At 54.9% G+C, this 17,211-nt stretch carries 14 protein-coding genes; all 14 read left to right on the top strand.

Annotated elements, in window-relative coordinates:
• Window positions 1–104 precede the first annotated feature (104 nt).
• The 14 genes from hflX to recN all read left to right on the top strand — a co-directional run bounded on the left by hflX (window position 105) and on the right by recN (window position 17,189).
• Window positions 105–1,733: a GTPase HflX gene (gene hflX, locus ABKA16_RS04375; protein WP_381000531.1), complete on the top strand. Its 1,629-nt coding sequence runs from the start codon at window positions 105–107 to the stop codon at window positions 1,731–1,733.
• Window positions 1,734–1,914: 181 nt separating this feature from the next.
• Window positions 1,915–2,877, top strand: a complete 963-nt coding sequence (locus tag ABKA16_RS04370; RefSeq protein WP_381000532.1) for an L-lactate dehydrogenase — start codon at window positions 1,915–1,917, stop codon at window positions 2,875–2,877.
• Between the two features lie 129 nt (window positions 2,878–3,006).
• A complete protein-coding gene (locus ABKA16_RS04365) occupies window positions 3,007–3,924 on the top strand; it encodes a TrmH family RNA methyltransferase (RefSeq protein WP_381000534.1) in 918 nt (305 codons plus the stop codon).
• 90 nt (window positions 3,925–4,014) lie between these two features.
• Window positions 4,015–5,097: a phenylalanine--tRNA ligase subunit alpha gene (gene pheS, locus ABKA16_RS04360; RefSeq protein WP_381000536.1), complete on the top strand. Its 1,083-nt coding sequence runs from the start codon at window positions 4,015–4,017 to the stop codon at window positions 5,095–5,097.
• A gap of 56 nt (window positions 5,098–5,153) precedes the next feature.
• A complete protein-coding gene (pheT, locus tag ABKA16_RS04355) occupies window positions 5,154–7,760 on the top strand; it encodes a phenylalanine--tRNA ligase subunit beta (protein WP_381000538.1) in 2,607 nt (868 codons plus the stop codon).
• A 114-nt stretch (window positions 7,761–7,874) separates the two neighbouring features.
• Complete coding sequence (locus ABKA16_RS04350) at window positions 7,875–8,555, top strand: hypothetical protein (RefSeq protein ID WP_381000540.1); 681 nt, start codon at window positions 7,875–7,877, stop codon at window positions 8,553–8,555.
• 194 nt (window positions 8,556–8,749) lie between these two features.
• Complete coding sequence (locus ABKA16_RS04345; protein WP_381000542.1) at window positions 8,750–9,346, top strand: arginine repressor; 597 nt, start codon at window positions 8,750–8,752, stop codon at window positions 9,344–9,346.
• A 132-nt stretch (window positions 9,347–9,478) separates the two neighbouring features.
• Entirely contained in the window at window positions 9,479–10,804 is a 1,326-nt protein-coding gene (tyrS, locus tag ABKA16_RS04340; RefSeq protein WP_381000544.1) for a tyrosine--tRNA ligase, read from the top strand.
• A complete protein-coding gene (locus ABKA16_RS04335) occupies window positions 10,804–12,099 on the top strand; it encodes a tetratricopeptide repeat protein (RefSeq protein WP_381000546.1) in 1,296 nt (431 codons plus the stop codon). Before tyrS ends, ABKA16_RS04335 begins: the two co-directional genes overlap by 1 nt.
• Before the next feature lie 2 nt (window positions 12,100–12,101).
• Entirely contained in the window at window positions 12,102–13,202 is a 1,101-nt protein-coding gene (locus ABKA16_RS04330) for an HAD-IIA family hydrolase (protein ID WP_381000548.1), read from the top strand.
• A 42-nt stretch (window positions 13,203–13,244) separates the two neighbouring features.
• Window positions 13,245–13,445, top strand: a complete 201-nt coding sequence (locus ABKA16_RS04325; RefSeq protein WP_381000550.1) for a hypothetical protein — start codon at window positions 13,245–13,247, stop codon at window positions 13,443–13,445.
• 25 nt (window positions 13,446–13,470) lie between these two features.
• A complete protein-coding gene (locus ABKA16_RS04320) occupies window positions 13,471–14,295 on the top strand; it encodes a TlyA family RNA methyltransferase (RefSeq protein WP_381000638.1) in 825 nt (274 codons plus the stop codon).
• A 72-nt stretch (window positions 14,296–14,367) separates the two neighbouring features.
• Window positions 14,368–15,435 (top strand): NAD kinase, encoded by a 1,068-nt coding sequence (locus tag ABKA16_RS04315; protein WP_007148165.1) that lies wholly within the window; start codon window positions 14,368–14,370, stop codon window positions 15,433–15,435.
• A gap of 8 nt (window positions 15,436–15,443) precedes the next feature.
• A complete protein-coding gene (recN, locus tag ABKA16_RS04310) occupies window positions 15,444–17,189 on the top strand; it encodes a DNA repair protein RecN (protein ID WP_381000552.1) in 1,746 nt (581 codons plus the stop codon).
• The last annotated feature ends 22 nt before the right edge of the window (window positions 17,190–17,211 follow it).

Here is a 17,211-nt window from a genome sequence, read left to right as displayed (position 1 = left end):
GGAGAGTGCTGTGCTTTCAGGGAGATGCGGAAGCGGGATAAGTAGCAGGCGCAGGTAAACTTGTAGCCATAAGATACATATAGTGCGTAAAACTGAAAGGCGCAATGGCAGAAAACAGGAACAGGCAGCTTAATAAGTCAAAAGCGAGCTATAAGAGCACCAGGAAGGCGGGACGCCGTAATACTGATCTGGGCTCCGTGCTGGATAGCCAGTCGGAGATACTCCTTGGCAGTACCCATACGGGCAGCCGTTCCAACGGTGCCATTGCGCGCCAGCAGGATGACGAAGGCTGGAAAGAACGTGAAAGCCGCAACGAGCTGAAGCGCGTTACAGGCCTTGGCGAATTGGAAGATGTTACGGAAGTCGAGTACAGGCGCATCAGGCTGGAGCGTGTTGTCCTGGTGGGGGTGTGGTCCAGCAGGGAAACAACGCAGGCGCAGGCTGAAGAATCGCTCCGTGAGCTGGCGGCGCTTGCCAGGACAGCAGGCGCGCAGGTGATGGAAGGCGTGCTCCAGCACCGGTTCAAGCCTGACCCTGCTACTTATGTAGGCAAGGGCAAGACAAATGAGATCGCTGCAATAGTGGCAGCAACAGATTCCGATACGATCATAGTTGATGCGGATCTGCCGCCCTCGCAGAGGCGTGCTTTGGAAGATGTGGCCAAAGTCAAGGTAGTAGACAGGACAGCAGTTATCCTTGATATTTTTGCCCAGCACGCAACAAGCCGAGAAGGCAAGGCGCAGGTGGAGCTGGCCCAGCTGGAGTATATGCTCCCGCGGCTGCGCGGCTGGGGTGCAGCCCTGTCCCGGCAGGCCGGCGGGCAGTCTGCCGGAGCTAACGGCGGTATTGGCTCGCGCGGCCCGGGTGAAACGCAGATCGAACTTGACAGGCGTGTGATCCGCACACGTATGGCGCGCCTGCGCAGGCAGATAGCCCGGATGGCACCTGCGCGCGATATCAAACGCGGGTCACGCCGCCGCAATTCGTTGCCTACGGTAGCTGTGGTCGGCTATACCAATGCCGGCAAATCGTCGCTGATCAACCGCCTGACCCGTTCGCATGAACTGGTGGAGAACGCGCTGTTCGCAACGCTTGATACTGCTGTCCGCCATTGCGAAGCGGCAAACGGCAGGCGTTTTATGTATGTGGATACTGTGGGGTTTGTCCGCCAGTTGCCCACGCAGCTGATCGAAGCATTCAAATCTACGCTGGAGGAAGCTGCCGGGGCCAGCGTGATCGTCCATGTTGTTGATGCTTCGCATCCCAACCCTTTCTCCCAGATTGACGCTGTTAATGATGTCCTGCAGGATATCCCGGGGATAGAGGGTACCCCGGCGCTCATTGTGTTCAATAAAATAGACTGTATTGATGAGGCTGCCCTTCAGCGGCTGAAAAACCTGGCTCCTGATGCGTTCTTCATATCTGCACTGACCGAGGAAGGCATAGACGCGCTGCGCAAAGCTGTAGAATCTAGACTTCCGCAGCCGGATGTACATGTAGATGCCGTGATCCCCTATACCAGAGGGGATCTGGTTTCGCGGGCCAGGCAGTTCGGCAGTGTTGGACAGGTCGAATACGGTGATACAGGTATACATCTGACAGCGGATGTTGACAGCCAGCTTGCAGCCCATATTGTTGCCAGCGCGGAAGTTGCAGCATCTGCCAACGGGGCATCCCATGATACAGCGGGAATATCTTCTGCAGATCATAGTGTTTCCGGCTTCGCAGGATAAGGCAGGGCGGGAGCCTTTGTGCTCCATCCTGCGCGCCGGCTTACGCATTGCTGTCGTCATACTGAAGCGCTATAATTAGCACTGGTTCCGGTGTTGTGCCCAATGCAGTCCGTGTGTCACAAACCGCGGATTTTAAGGGTTCATACGGAAAAGTAACAATTCTGATCCTAAAGAGGTTATTGTGGAAAAAAGTTATCGCCGTCCTACGAAACTGGCTATCATCGGCGCAGGTGCTGTTGGTTCGACCACTGCTTTTGCAGCTGCCCAGCGCGGTGTTGCGCGTGAAATCGTCCTTGAAGATATAGATAAAAAACACGTTGAGGCTGAAGTGCTTGATATGCAGCATGGATCAAGCTTCTATCCGACAGTGACTTTTGACGGTTCGGATGATATTGAAATATGCCGCGATGCTGACATCGTTGTTATCACTGCCGGTGCCCGTCAGAAGCCCGGTCAGTCACGGCTTGACCTTGCCGGCGCAACAATCAACATTATGAAGTCGATTATCCCCGGCGCAGTGGAAGTGGCCCCTAATGCTATTTTCATGCTGATCACCAACCCTGTGGATATCGTGACATATGTAGCGCTGAAGCTTTCAGGCCTTCCACAGAACCAGATGTTCGGTTCGGGGACCAACTTGGATTCTGCCCGCCTGCGTTTCCTCCTCGGCCAGCAGACCGGTGTCAATGTTAAGAATGTCCACGCATATATCGCCGGGGAACATGGTGATTCCGAAGTCCCGCTGTGGTCATCCGCGACTATCGGCGGCGTCCCTATGCTCGACTGGAAAGAGATCGAAGGGCATGAACCGCTTACTGCTGAAGTGCGCGAAAAGATCCATCAGGATGTGAAGAACGCTGCTTATAAGATCATTGAAGGCAAGGGCAGCACCAACTATGCTATTGCCATGTCTGCTGTTGACATCATCCAGGCAATCATGCAGGATTCCGACCGCATCCTTCCGGTGAGCTCGCTTCTTGACGATTTCCATGGTATTTCTGATGTGTGCATGTCAGTACCGACCCTGCTGAACCGTAACGGCGTCAACTCCCATCTGAACACGCCGTTAAGCGATGAGGAGCTTGCAGCATTGAAGCGTTCGGCTGAAACTTTGCGTTCTACTGCCCATGAGTTTGGGTTCTAGGCCTTCCTTCGGCCGGTAAAGACAGCCGGCCTGCTGCTGGAACGGATAACGGCCCGCTGCACGGTATGCAGTGGGCTGTTCTGTATGCATATGGGTATTTGTATGCAAGATAGGCATAAGATAGGCAGTATGCCTGTGTATACAGAAATACTTGATAACCCTCATGCCGGGCGGATACATAAAGCAGCATCCCTGCTCCGGCAGAAAAACCGCAGGGAAACGCAGCGTTTCCTTGTTGAAGGCCCCCAGGGCGTGCGTGAGGCTGTACGGTATGCGCCTGATGATGTACTTGATGTGTATGCTGATGTATCTTTAAGCAGTGTGAATGGCGGTACGGTCCGACAGATCATTGAAGATGCTGATGCTGCGGGTATTTATGTACACCTGTGCACCGGGAAAACCATATCTTCCATAAGCCCTGACAGCCAGGGGATACTTGCTGTTGTCAGCAGATCTTCCGTCCTTACGGAGGCGGATCATTTCCTGCAGCCTGATCCGCAGCATACCCATGCACACGGAGGCAGGTTCTATATTGCCTGCTGGGAGCTGCGCGACCCCGGCAATGCCGGTACGATCATCCGTACTGCTGATGCGGCGGGCTGCGACGGTGTCATACTTATTGGCGACTGCGTGGATATCACTAACCCTAAAGTTGTGCGGTCAGCAGCAGGGTCGCTGTTCCATCTCCCAGTTGCCAGCATGGGCGAAAATGAGTTTTTCGATTTTGCCCGCAGCAATGGGATCACTGTTATTGCTGCAGATGCCTACGGTACGCCGGATAACCCTGTTACGGAGCTGCCTGAAGCCGTCCGTGTCGGCGTCGGCAAAGGGTTCCCGTCTTCTGCCATCCTTTTCGGTAACGAGGCTCGGGGGCTGGAGGATATTATGATCAGCCGCTGTGATGAAGCGGTACGCATCCCCCTGTACGGCAAAGCCGAATCCCTGAATGTGGCGATGAGCGTTTCTGTAATCGCGTATACGTATGCTATGGCGCGTCATGTCGCACTAGACGAGGATAATTGTACTTCAGAATCCATTGAACAATGACGTCAGCGAACTTCCGTAGCTGCGCAGGCTGCTGCAGCAATTATGGCAGGGCTGGCGTTTTGTGTTTATGGACAAGATGTAGAGTATGCAATGGAAAGGCGAGTCGTGTCAGAGGCTCTTGAATTTAATGCCGACAGAGTAACAGCGGCTGTGGATGAGGGTATCGGGAAAGTTACTAATGCTTCGGATCTGGATGAACTGTATGCTTTCCGTGCCCAGTATACCGGCGGTGCCTCTGAACTTGCACGTGCGAGCAGGGCTATAGGCGGTCTCAGCCCGGATCAGAAAAAAGATGCAGGCAAACTTATCGGCAGACTCCGTGCTGATTTTGGCCGTGCTTATGGTGTGCGTGAAAATCAGCTTAAACAGGAGGAAGAGGAGAAAAAACTGGCCGCTGAAACAGTGGACATGACACAGCCTGTACGCCGCCATCCCATAGGGGCCAGGCATCCGCTTCCTAAACTGCTTGAAGATGTTGAAGATTTCTTTGTTTCTATGGGGTGGCAGATAGCAGAAGGGCCTGAGGTGGAAACGGAGTGGCATGATTTTGATGCGCTCAATTTTGGCCCTGACCATCCTGCGCGCCAGATGCAGGATACTTTCTATATCAAGGGAAACCAGGCAAAAGATTCTGCCGGGTTTACCGGATCGAATATGGTCATGCGGACCCATACATCCCCTGTGCAGGCGCGTTCCCTTCTCGAACGCGGCGTGCCTCTGTACATCGCATGCCCCGGCCGTGTATACAGGACGGATGAGCTTGACGCTACGCATACGCCGGTATTCCACCAGTGCGAGGCACTCGCGGTAGATAAGGGCCTCACCATGGCAGACCTGAAGGGGGTGCTTGACAAACTGGCTGTTGCGATGTTCGGCCCTGAGGCACGGACACGCCTGCGCCCGTCATACTTCCCCTTTACCGAGCCCAGCGCGGAGATGGATCTGTGGTTCCCCGACAAAAAAGGCGGGGCCGGCTGGATCGAATGGGGAGGCTGCGGTATGGTCAATCCCAGGGTCCTGATGTCCGCCGGGATAGACCCTTCAGCCTATTCAGGTTTCGCATTCGGTGTCGGGATGGAGCGTACCCTGCTCCTGCGCCATGATATTGATGATATGCATGACCTGGTTGAGGGTGATCAGCGTTTCAGCCAGCAGTTCGTCATGGGCGAGTAGGCATTTTGTACAGGTAAACATAAAAGTAAGCAGTATGATCGTTAGGGAGTAGTCAAATGCCGCTGATTGATATGGGATGGCTGCGTGAGCACGTCAGTGTCCCCGAAAATGAGACTTATGCACAGCTTGCTGCTGACTTGGTGAAAGTCGGGCTTGAAGAAGAAGCTGTACATGAAGGCAATGTTACCGGCCCCATTGTGGTCGGATATGTTGAAGACCTTGTCAGAGAGCCGCAGAAGAACGGCAAAACTATCAGCTGGTGCCATATTGATGTGGGGCCATACAATGTCCAGGACGGCGAGGGGAATACGGTACCGCGTTCCATCGTTTGCGGTGCGCCCAATATCGCACAGGGGGAAAAGGTTGCTGTAGCCCTCCCCGGTGCTGTGCTTCCCGGCGGTTTCAGGATCGAACCGCGCAAAACATATGGCCATATGTCGGAAGGTATGTGCGCATCTGCCCGGGAGCTGGGGATAAGCGATGACCATGAGGGGATCATCCTGCTCCGCAGTTTCGGATTGAGCGACAGCCAGTATAAAGCCCTCAAACCGGGTGATGACCTTATGGGGCTTTTCGGGCTGGGAGAGCCTGTCTTGGAGATCAATATTACCCCTGACCGGGGGTATGCCTTCTCCTATCGCGGGGTTGCCCGGGAATTCCATCACTCGACTGGGGCAGAGTTTACGGATCCAGTGGAGGCTCTTAACGAGACAGCACCGGTTGTATCGCATAATCCGGGCAGTGCCCGTGACGTTGAAGTAATTATCAGCGACAGTCAGCCCATCCATGGTGTTCAGGGCTGTGACCGCTATTATGCACGTGCAGTCCGCGGGATAGATAATGCTGGGAAGGTCCCCCACTGGCTGGCACACCGCCTGCAGCGGAGCGGGATGCGTTCCCTGTCCCCGGTAGTTGATGTGACGAATTATGTGATGCTTGACCTGGGGCAGCCGCTTCACGCATATGATCTTGATAAGATCGCCCCTCCGATAGTTGTGCGCCGCGCCAGGGAAGGGGAGCAGCTGACAACCCTGGATGGCAAAGGCCATAACCTGTCTCCTGAGGATCTGCTCATCACTGATTCCCCTGACGGCGCTCAGGGTTCCCGGATACTCGGCATTGCAGGCGTTATGGGCGGTATGTATGGTGAGGTGACGGAGGAGACCACAAATATCCTTATTGAATCTGCCCATTTTGATCCCGTATCAATTGCGCGGTCTGCGCGGCGCCATAAGATCCCGTCTGAGGCTTCACGCCGTTTTGAACGCGGTGTTGATACAAAACTCCAGCCGGCTGCCGCTGAAGAAGCGGCCCAGCTTATTGTGAAAATCTGCGGAGGGCAAGTATCTGATACTCCCGCAGACTACGATCAAACCGTGGAGATGCCTTCCATCCGTTTCAAGACAAGTGAAGTGAAACGCCTGACAGCTTTGGATATTTCTGTATCCAGGATTTCTGAGATCCTTACAGATATCGGCTGCAGTCTGGGCGGCGGCGGTAACGGCGAGCTTCTTGTTGAGCCCCCTACGTGGCGCCCCGACCTGCAGTTCCCCTGTGATCTGGTGGAAGAGATAGCCCGGCTGGTAGGGTACGATAGCATCCCTGTCCGTATACCCGCAGTTGCTGTAGAGGGGGAAACAGGCCTGACGCCTGACCAGATCCGCCGCCGCTGGAGTGCGGATACAGCAGCTGAATACGGCCTGACTGAGGTGTGGAGCTATCCGTTTGTCGGCTCTTCAGATTTCAAAAGTTTCAACCTTGATGAGGTACAAGAGGCGGCGGTCAGCGTTGAGATCGAAAACCCGCTGGCTGCTGACCGTCCTTACCTGAGGCGCGCCGTACTTGAAACCCTGGCGCGCACGGTCCAGCGCAATATAGGCAGAGGCAACCGGAATGTGCGTTTATTCGAGCTGGGGCACGTATTTGAGCGTGACCCGCTGGCACCGGCCATACCTGCCCTTCCCGGCGGGCGGAAACCGTCGCCTGAACAGCTGGAGGCCCTTGATGCAGGGCTGCCGCATCAGCCTGAGCATATTGCAGGGATACTTACAGGGTATGCTGAGGAACCCGGCTGGCTGGGGCAGTCCCGCCCTGTAGACTGGACGGATGCAGCTGAAGTGGTCCGCCGCCTGGCTGACAGGCTTGGTGCGGATATCCGATTCATCCAGCCTGCCCCTGAAGATATGCCGGCACAATGGCATCCGGGAAGGTTCGCCTACGCTGAACTCCCTGACGGGACGCGTGTAGGGGTACTCGGGGAGCTGCATCCGCAGGTCAACAGCCGTATGGATTTCCCGGAGCATTCTGCAGCGTTCGAGATTGATCTCACAGTACTGTTCAGCAAGATCACGTACAGGCCGCTGCAGGCACAGCATATCTCCGTATATCCGCCTGTTCACCAGGATTTTGCTTTTACGGTCCATAAGGGCATAACTTCCCGGCAGCTGGAAACTGCGATCCGCGATGCTTCAGGTGAATATTGCGAGGCAGTCGAGCTTTTCGATGTGTACAGCGGCGACCAGGTAGAAGATGATGAGAAATCGCTTGCTTACTCGGTCACTTTCCGCGCTTCTGACAGAACTCTGACGTCTGAGGATGCCGACGGGATCCGTGCTGCTATTGTTAAAGCGGCTTCCGCTTTAGGCGCCAGGTTGCGCGCGTAGCCGAGTACGGGCCTGGATAAGGGGCAATCGTGTATACTGTACGGAGTACAGGCGTATAGTACGCGTATGGTATATATACATAACAGCAGATAATGCGAAGAGGTGCAGGTATATATGAGCGACAGCAGTAATACTAACGGGGACCCCAACGGGATCCCGCCGCAGCCGGGCAGCAGCGCATCTTCAGCTTCCAGCGCTCCTGCCGGCGGCCCTGTGCAGCAGGATCTGCCTGAATACGGACAGATGTCCAATAAATACCCCGGCTGGGACCCATACGTGTACGGGAAACCCGAAACAGAAAAATCCGGAGCCGAGCAGGGCCGCCAGGGCGACACCGGCGCGCAGCCTAGTACACAGCAGCAGGACACGCGGCGCGCGGCGAATACATCCGGCAACGGCGGCGGCCCTGCCGGCAGCAGCAACCAGCCTTCCGGCAATTTTGGCTTCCAGCAGCCATTTTTCTATAACCGGCAGGGGCAGCAGATCCCGCTTTCCGAGTTTAAGCCTGATGACCCGGATAAGAACCCTTTGTACGGCCGATGGTCAGCGATGGCAATATGGTCGCTTGTCCTCTCTATTTTTATGCTGCAGCCCTTTGCACTGTTCCTGGCCGGCCTTGCTATACCGCGGGCCAGAATGTTCCATATGCGCGGAAGGGTGCTTGCGGTTATCGCGCTCATCCTTTCTGCTGCAGAGATTGCTTTTATCGTATGGTGGATCATGACAGGGCATACTGTTGAAGAGCTTAGCGCGATACTCAACAATTTTATAGATTATTTGCAAAGCCGCGGATAATCGGCTGCATAGGGTGGTACAGCTGTATCTGAGGCAGCTGTTGGCCGTTTCAGGGCTGCTGAAAAATAGCTGCTGAATAAGGCAGCAGCATAAATAATTAAGCCGATGGAAGAAACTATAAAATCGAAGTTTTTTTACTTAATAGCGCCAAAAACATATATAATAGAAAGAAAAAATATTAAGTAAGGAATCTTATGTTACAAGATGACACCCGACCTTCAACAAGAGTAGCTCGCAGAGATGCCATAGAGCGAATTCTTAATTCACAGGACGTCAATTCTCAGCAGCAGCTGCAGGTTTTACTGTCGCAGCAGGGGATTACCGTCACCCAGGCTACATTGAGCCGTGATCTGGATGAGATGAAAGCCATCAAGGTCCATCATGACGACGGTTCTGTTGCTTACGCCCTCCCTACCAGGGATGAGATCCAGAGGTTCACCCGCAAAATGGAGACACAGTCGGCCTACACCCTGATCGCTGAAGGTAAAAGGGCTCTGGCTGCTGAAGATTTCAACCGCAGCGAACAGCGCCTCGCCAGAGTGATCAACGGCCTGGTAACTTCTGTGGATTATGCTCAGAACACCATAGTTATCAAGACCTCGGAGGGTGCTGCCGAATATGTGGGAAGCGCTATTGACCGCCAGATCCTTTCGGATATCCTGGGGACCATAGCCGGGGATGACACCATTATCATGGTTGCACGCAGCGAAGAGGCGGCGCGCAACCGCAGTATCTGGGTACTGGCCCTTGCCTCCGGCGACAGTACTAAAGACGAAGAATCAATAAAATAAGAGGCAGGACGCACCTTCTTGAGGCGCTTTCCTGAAACTGCCTGTGAGGCTGTCCTCAGACGCACGCCTGCGGCCTTTTCTGTCTCGGATATTTGGCAGAATTGGTACGTAATTCAGCAGCGAGGAGTTTTCATGGCACAGGTTTGCAGCTATAAGGAAGCCGGCTTTAATACGCTTTGTGATGAGCTGGAATGGCGCGGTCTGATCAACCAGTCTACGGACCGTCAGCAGCTTGCCCAGGCGCTTAACGGGGAGCCGATCTCCTTCTATACGGGTTTTGATCCCAGTGCTGCCTCGCTGCATATCGGCAATCTTGTACAAGTCCTCCTTATGAGGCACCTCCAGGAGGCGGGGCATCATGCATATGCCGTTGTCGGCGGTGCGACGGGCCTTATAGGCGACCCCCGCCAGTCCGGCGAACGTACTTTGAACCCTAAAGATGTTGTTGGCGCCTGGGTGGAGAGCTTACGTGCGCAGATAGGCCCCCTCCTTATCAACAGCGGCGACAATGCAGTTACTTTCCTTAATAATTACGACTGGACCGGGAATATATCGGCTATTGATTTCCTCAGGGATGTCGGTAAAAATTTCCGGCTGGGGACAATGCTTGCCAAGGATACTGTTGCCCGGCGGCTGAACTCCCAGGAAGGCATATCTTTTACTGAATTCAGTTACCAGGTCCTCCAGGGCAATGATTTCCTCCACCTGTATGACACATACGGCATCACCCTGCAGACGGGCGGTGCCGACCAGTGGGGGAACCTGGTCTCGGGGCTGGACCTGATCCATAAGGTACGCGGAGCCAATGTCCATGTTATGACATCGCCGCTTATCACAGATTCGCAGGGGAAGAAATTCGGCAAATCCGAAGGCGGGGCGATCTGGCTTGACCCGGCAATGCTCAGTTCATACCGTTTCTATCAGTTCTGGTATAACCAGCCTGACAGCGAAGTTATTAAACTCCTTAAATTCTTTACTTTTCTGCCTAAGCCGGAAATTGAGCGGCTGGAACGTGAAGTTGGCACGAACCCGGGGGCGCGCGAGGCGCAGCGTACCTTAGCATGGGAAGTTACAAGCTTTGTCCGCGGGGATAAAGCGGCCCGGAGTGCGATCGATGCTGCTGAGGCCTTGTTTGGACGGGGCGAGGTTGCCCTTGATGCTGTTGATGCTGATACTTTTGAGGCATCAGTAGACGGATTGAAGGTCGCGGATGGGCAGGGCGGCAAAGTATTTGCCCAGGTGGCATCCGGAAGCCGTGTAACCGAGGCAGCTGTGGCTGCGGGACTGTTCAGGTCGGTTTCCGAAGCCAGGAAAACTGTTGCTTCAGGCGGCGTATACATTAATAACCGGCGCGTTGAAGATGCCGAACAGACTGTCGGGGGGTCTGACCTCCTGCACGGCCGTTTTGTGCTCCTGCGCCGCGGGAAGAAAGCCCTTGGGGTTGTGGAGGTACACTAATGGCAGAAAACAGCAGACGTTCGCGTAATTCCCAGGCATCGTCATCCTCTTCACGCGGAGGGGCCCGCGGCGGCAGCCACGCCGGCAGCCATCGCGACAGCAGCAATGGGCACGGCGGTGCCAGGCATTTCAACCGCAGCGCCGGCAGTGAGAAGGGTTATCGCAGCGGAGACAGGGACCGTACAGGGAAGAAGCCTTCCCGTTCTTCTTATGGCAGCCATTCTCAAGGGCACGGCAATTCCGGGCATTCCGGCAGATCGCATGACAGGGGTAATCAGGAACGCAATGAAGGCAGGAGGGGATTCACCGGCCGTTTTGACAGGTCCGGCGGGCGCATTGACAAGCGTGAGCGCGGGAACCATCAGGGCAGGCAGTCATCCGCAAATTACGATTCAGGGCGCAGGAATTCTGACGGTACGGTGTCTTATCCATCGCAGAATCCGTATACTGACAGGCGCCCCGGCGAACCTAAAATGCCTAAAGGCATGGAGTGGTCGATGCTGTCGAGGGATGAAAAAGAGCGTTTAAGGGGGCTGAGCAAAGAGCACGCAGAGAATATCGGGCTCCACATGCTTGCCGCTTATTCTTTGGAGGAGACCGATCCGGAAGCGGCGCTCGAGCACGCGCAATGGATAGTACGCCAGGCTTCCCGCATTGACCTGACACGGGAAACCCTGGCGCTGATAGCGTACCGCACGGGGGACTATAAACTTGCGCTCCGCGAATTCAGGACAGCATACCGTATGAACGGTTTCAATGATTATCTGCCGTTTATGGCCGACTGTGAGCGGGGGCTCGGCGAGCCTGAAAAGGCTATAGAAATGGCTACTTCCGATGGCGCGCGGTATCTGCGCGGGGAATCCAAAGCTGAAATGTTCCTGGTATATGCAGGTGCTCTGGCAGACCTGGGCAAATATGATAAAGCGGTTGAGGTAGCCCACGCGCTTGCACATGCCCAGGGGGTGGGAGGCGCCTACAGGATGCGTGCCGTGCAGGCCGAGCAGTACTTTAATGAAGAATCGGGCAATGAAGATGCTGCCCGTGCTCTGGATCCGCTGCTGGACAGGCTGGAATCCGAATTTGCTGAAGATGATAATGCGCTCAGCGATGATGTGATCGATAATGATATGGAGAATATTGATGATGACATGCTTCGCGGGCTTGGGATCGATCCTGCGGAATTTTACAGGCATGAGGATGCAGTCCAAGAGGGCAGCAGCCAGGCTGAGGAGGCCGGAGAAATCAAAGAAGCTGAAGAAGCTGAAGAAACTGAGGCGACCGGGGAAGCACTCTAGAGATGGATTATCCAACGATTATCAAAGGGACTCAGGAGCCGCTCAGCTCCCGGTATTCCCTCGCCCTTTTAGATCTGGACGGAGTGGTTTACCGCGGAGCGCATCCTGTTGAAAATGCTGCCGAAGGCATCCGGAAAGCGGAAAATGCCGGTATGCATATCGCCTACACGACGAACAATCCTTCACGGTATCCGGCGCAGGTCGCCGAACAGATACGCAGTTTTGGTATTGGGCTGGAAGACAGCGATATTATTACATCGGCAATGGTGAGTGCCCATATGCTCAAAGAAACCCTTGGGCAGGGCGGCACAGTACTTGTTGTCGGGAAGGGCCATCTGAAAGATGAGCTCAGGAAGGCAGGCCTTGAGGTGTGCAGCAGGGCTGCGGACCGCCCTCAGGCAGTCATCCAGTCGTGGTACCCCGATATCTCATGGAAGGAGCTTGCACAGGCTTCTTATGCCGTCAATGCCGGAGCCCGGTATTTTGCTACGAACCGTGATCTGACGATCCCGCGTGAGGAGGGGATCGCACCCGGTAACGGTGCGCTGATCAGGGCTGTATCCATTGCTACCGGGAAAGGGCCGGAGGCCTCAGCCGGGAAGCCTGAAGCCCATATGTACCATATTGCACGGGATATGTTCAGCCCTGCCGGCAGCCGCGTGCCTGTTGAAGAATGCCTTCCGGTCGGGGACAGGCTTGATACGGATATTGAGGCTGCAAACCGCGGCGGCTATGACAGCGCGGTCGTGCTTACCGGGGTTGCAGATGCCCGGCAGATAATACAGGCACAGCCGCTGCTGCGTCCATCTTATATATGTGCCGATCTTGAGGGGCTGAATAACAGGCAGCCGCAGGTCGTCCGTACGGATAGCATCCGGCATGGGCAGGGCGTCAGCGGCGTTTCATTCATATGCGGGGATGCCCTTGCATATGTCCGAGGTGAGGCTCTGACAGTTGAAATATCAGGGCAGCATGTTACCGGGCCCATTAGTTCGCTGGATGCTTTAAGAGCCGCAGCTTCGGCAGCGTGGGATGCTGCAGATAATCATGATGCTGACCTTCACAATCTGCAGATACCGCAGTTTTCAGACAGGCTGCAGTAATCCGGATGCGGCTGCAGCAAAGATGAATCACAAGGAAATAACATGGATACTGATAACAGAAGCCTCCAGGATGATACTGCAGACGGTGCTGCCGATGCTGTACAGGACAGGGAGGAGAGCATAACTTTATCCGATAAATTCCCTCAGCTGGAGAAGCTCGGCGATGCCGACTTCAGCGAAGTAATCAGCAGCTACCGCGCAGTCCTTGGATCCTTGCAGAAAGAGCTGGATGAGCAGTCATAGCATATCCGCACAGGGGCACAGTGCTATGAGGTGCGATAAAGCGCTTGCGGAAAGGGGATTATGCCGGTCGCGGACCCGCGCACAGGCGCTTATTGAAGAAGGCCGTGTGCGTGTTAATTCGGAACTCTGCATGAAGCCGTCTTTCATAGTAAGCAGCACAGATACTATTGAGATATCCCCCTTGCCCAGTGTACGGCACCATCCCGCTTTTATGGACGGTTTTGATTATTCCCACTATGTTTCACGGGGTGCAGCCAAACTCTTAAGCGCCTATAACGCTTTTGGCCCCGAAGGGCTTGAAAGGCCGGCGGGCAGGAAATGCCTTGATATCGGTGCTTCTACCGGCGGCTTCACACAGGTACTTTTAGACAAGGGGGCGCAGAGAGTCATTGCCCTGGATGTTGGGCACGGGCAGCTTGACCGCAGGATAGCGGAAGATCCGCGGGTCTTTGAGATGAGCGGGGTAAATTTCCGTGATACTGTGCCGCAGGATCTGCCGTATCTGCCTGACTACGCTGTTTCCGATGTGTCTTTTATCTCCCTTGCCTTTATTATCCCGCCTTTGCAGCGCATAGCGCTTGCAGCCCTCAAAGAGGGTGCGCCTGCGTTTACTGCCATACTGCTTATCAAGCCTCAGTTTGAAGTCGGCAGGGGGAACCTGGGGAAAGGCGGGATCGTTACCGGCAGCAGCCTCAGCCGCAGTGCTGTGGACAAAGTCCTCGGGTATGCGCGCCGCAGCGGTTTCACTGTGCGTGGCTATGTTCCGTCCGATATTACAGGGTTGCATGGGAACCGGGAATACCTGCTGTGGATTACGGTGGATAACATGCGTGATATTACCGAAAGCTGATAAATACAGTAAATCATTTAAACTATAAACAGCTGTATATAATAACTGGATAACATACTGCCAGGGAGGGCCATGGCCGAGCGGATAGCATATATTGTAACGCACAAACGGTTTGCCGTTTCTTCGCCGATAGTCAGCCAGGTTGCCCGGCTTCTGGGGGCATATGGCTTTTCCGTTACGGTACTTGACAGTGATAGCGATGGCACACAGCCTGCCGGCAGAAAAGGCTTTTCTGTTGATCCTTCCGCTGAAATCGTCGTTGTCCTGGGCGGAGATGGCACTATTTTGCGTGCAGTCGAGATAGTCAAGGGGACGCAGGTCCCTGTGATCGGCATAAACCTCGGGCATATAGGTTTTCTCGCTGAGTTTGAAAGTTTTGAGATCAGCAAGGCGATAAAACGGATCGCTGAAAAAGATTATACGATCGAAAAACGCATGATCGCGGATGTTGAACTGTGGCTTCCCCACAGGCCCGAACCTGTACATGACTGGGCCTTGAACGATACCGTCGTTTACCATGGCGCAAACAGCCCGATGATCCAGGTGGGGATCACAGTTGATGATGTTGCAGTCAGTTCTTTCGGATGCGACGGGGTCATCGCCTCTACGCCTACAGGTTCTACAGCATACGCGTTTTCTGCCGGCGGCCCGATAATCTGGCCAGGGGTGAAAGCCTTGGAACTGCTGCCTATCGCAGCACATGCACTCTTTACACGCCCTCTTATCGCGGGTTCCGAGTCCAGCTTTGGGATACATGTGCTTGAGGTGCAGGGTGATGATGCAGTCATGACCTGTGACGGGCGGCGGGTGCATACTGTACCTGCCGATTCGCGCATTACAGTCAGGGAATCAGCTGATACGCTCCGGCTGGCACGGCTGTCTGGCGCCCTGTTCGCTGACCGTCTGGTAACCAAGTTTAATTTGCCTGTTGTCGGCTGGAGGGAGCAGGCTGAACGCCGTATTGAAAACGGCGGGCCTTTGCAGAATACTGTCGGGGGCAGCCGTGCATCCGGAACAGAAAAATTCATCCATTTCCCCCATTACCTAGGCACGGGTGGTTTTAACCAGGCTATCAATGACGGGCTCAGCGAGATGGACCAGTACCGCATGTTCAATGATTTCAGAGCTGATGAGGATTAGGAGGTCATATGCTGGAAGAGCTTGAGATACGCTCTCTTGGGCCGATTGACCATGCCGTCCTGCATCCTCATGCCGGTATGACGGCAATAACCGGTGAAACCGGTGCGGGCAAATCCATGCTGTTGAGCGCGGTACAGCTTTTGTCGGGGGCAGGTACCCAGTCGGAACGGGTCTCTCCCGGTGCTGAACAGGCGTGGGTACAGGGGATTTTTGATGTTTCTGAAAACGGCCCGGTGCAGGACTTCGCCCGTCAGGCAGGTGCCGGCTGCGAGGACGGCGAGCTTTTCATTTCACGGAGTGTCCCTTCAGCCGGGCGTTCCCGGTCAGTGGTCAATGGGAAAAGCGTGCCCCGCTCGGTTCTGCAGGGGCTGGGCACATATACGGTTACTGTCCATGGGCAGGCTGAACAGCTGAAGCTTGCCTCTGCTTCCCGGCAGCGTGAATTCCTTGACAGATGTGCCCGGGACGGCAGTGAGCTTGACCAGTATCAGCAGGCTTATGCAGCGGTGAAAGAGGCGGATGGGCAGCTGGAACGGATAATACAGCAGCAGTCACAGGCGCAGGCCCAGGCTGATTATCTGCGTGAATCTATTGGGCGTATTGATTCTGTTGACCCTCAAAAAGGCGAGGATGAAGAGCTTAAGGCCCGGCGTACACGGATCGAAAATGCAGCCGATATCGCAACAGCCGTCAGCAGCGCGCTGGAGGCGCTGGATGCGTCTGAGGCGGATTCAGGTATGGGTGGCGATGGAGCGGCGGACCGCATAGACCGTGCAGCCCGCGTCCTCGAATCATCGTCTGCCAGGGAAGTTTTTAAGGATGAAGCACAGAGGCTGACATCCCTTCATGAAGACCTCCAGGATATTATATTTTCGCTGGCGCACCAGATACCTGACGATGTAAGCCCGCAGGAACTGGATGATATCAATGGGCGCATCCATGATCTGGATGAGCTTACAAAACGGTGGGGGCCAACGCTTGATGATGTCCTGGCGTGGCGGGAGAAAGCCGGTTATGACCTTGAAGACCTTGATGCATCACCCGAGCGTATCGAGGAGCTGCGGGCCAGACGTGAAGCGCTCAGGGTTGAGGCGCATAAAAAAGCGGAAGCACTTTCCCGGAAACGTTCTGAGTGCGCGCAGGAACTCTCTTCCCGTGTCAATGAAGAACTGGGATCCCTTGCAATGGAAGGCTCCAGGCTTGATATTACAGTAGAGCGCAAGGCACAGCCGGATGGATGGGGGGAAGATGCAATTTCTTTCCTTTTCACCCCTTTCCCCGGATCCCCTCAGCTCCCTATGGGGAAAAGCGCTTCCGGCGGCGAGCTGAGCCGCCTTATGCTTGCGCTTGAACTTGTTGCTTTTGATATGCAGCGCGGAGAGCATGGGCAGGGGGACGGGGTATCCGCCATCACAGCGGGCAGTACAGCACCAACATTGATTTTTGATGAGATCGATGCGGGTGTCGGCGGCAAAAGCGCTGTCGAGCTGGGGAAGAGGCTTGCACGGCTTGCTAAGGGCTCACAGGTGATAGTGGTGACCCATCTGGCACAGGTCGCTTCATGGGCAGATACACAGTATGTAGTGCGTAAGGGGGGCCAGCAGGACGGGCCGGATACGGCAGTGCATACGGATGTAACCGAAGCATCGGGTCACGCCCGTGTTGAAGAAATAGCCCGGATGCTTTCCGGGACGGATACGCAGGCATCGCTTGACCATGCGCATGAATTGCTTGAAACCAGCGTCCTGGAATAAAAAATCTGCGATATACAGGATT

The organism is Scardovia wiggsiae, from assembly GCF_051045985.1.
GTDB classification, from domain to species: Bacteria; Actinomycetota; Actinomycetes; order Actinomycetales; family Bifidobacteriaceae; genus Scardovia; species Scardovia wiggsiae.
The sequence above is the reverse complement of the archived record's forward strand: the minus strand, read 5'-3'. Positions and strand labels throughout refer to the sequence as shown.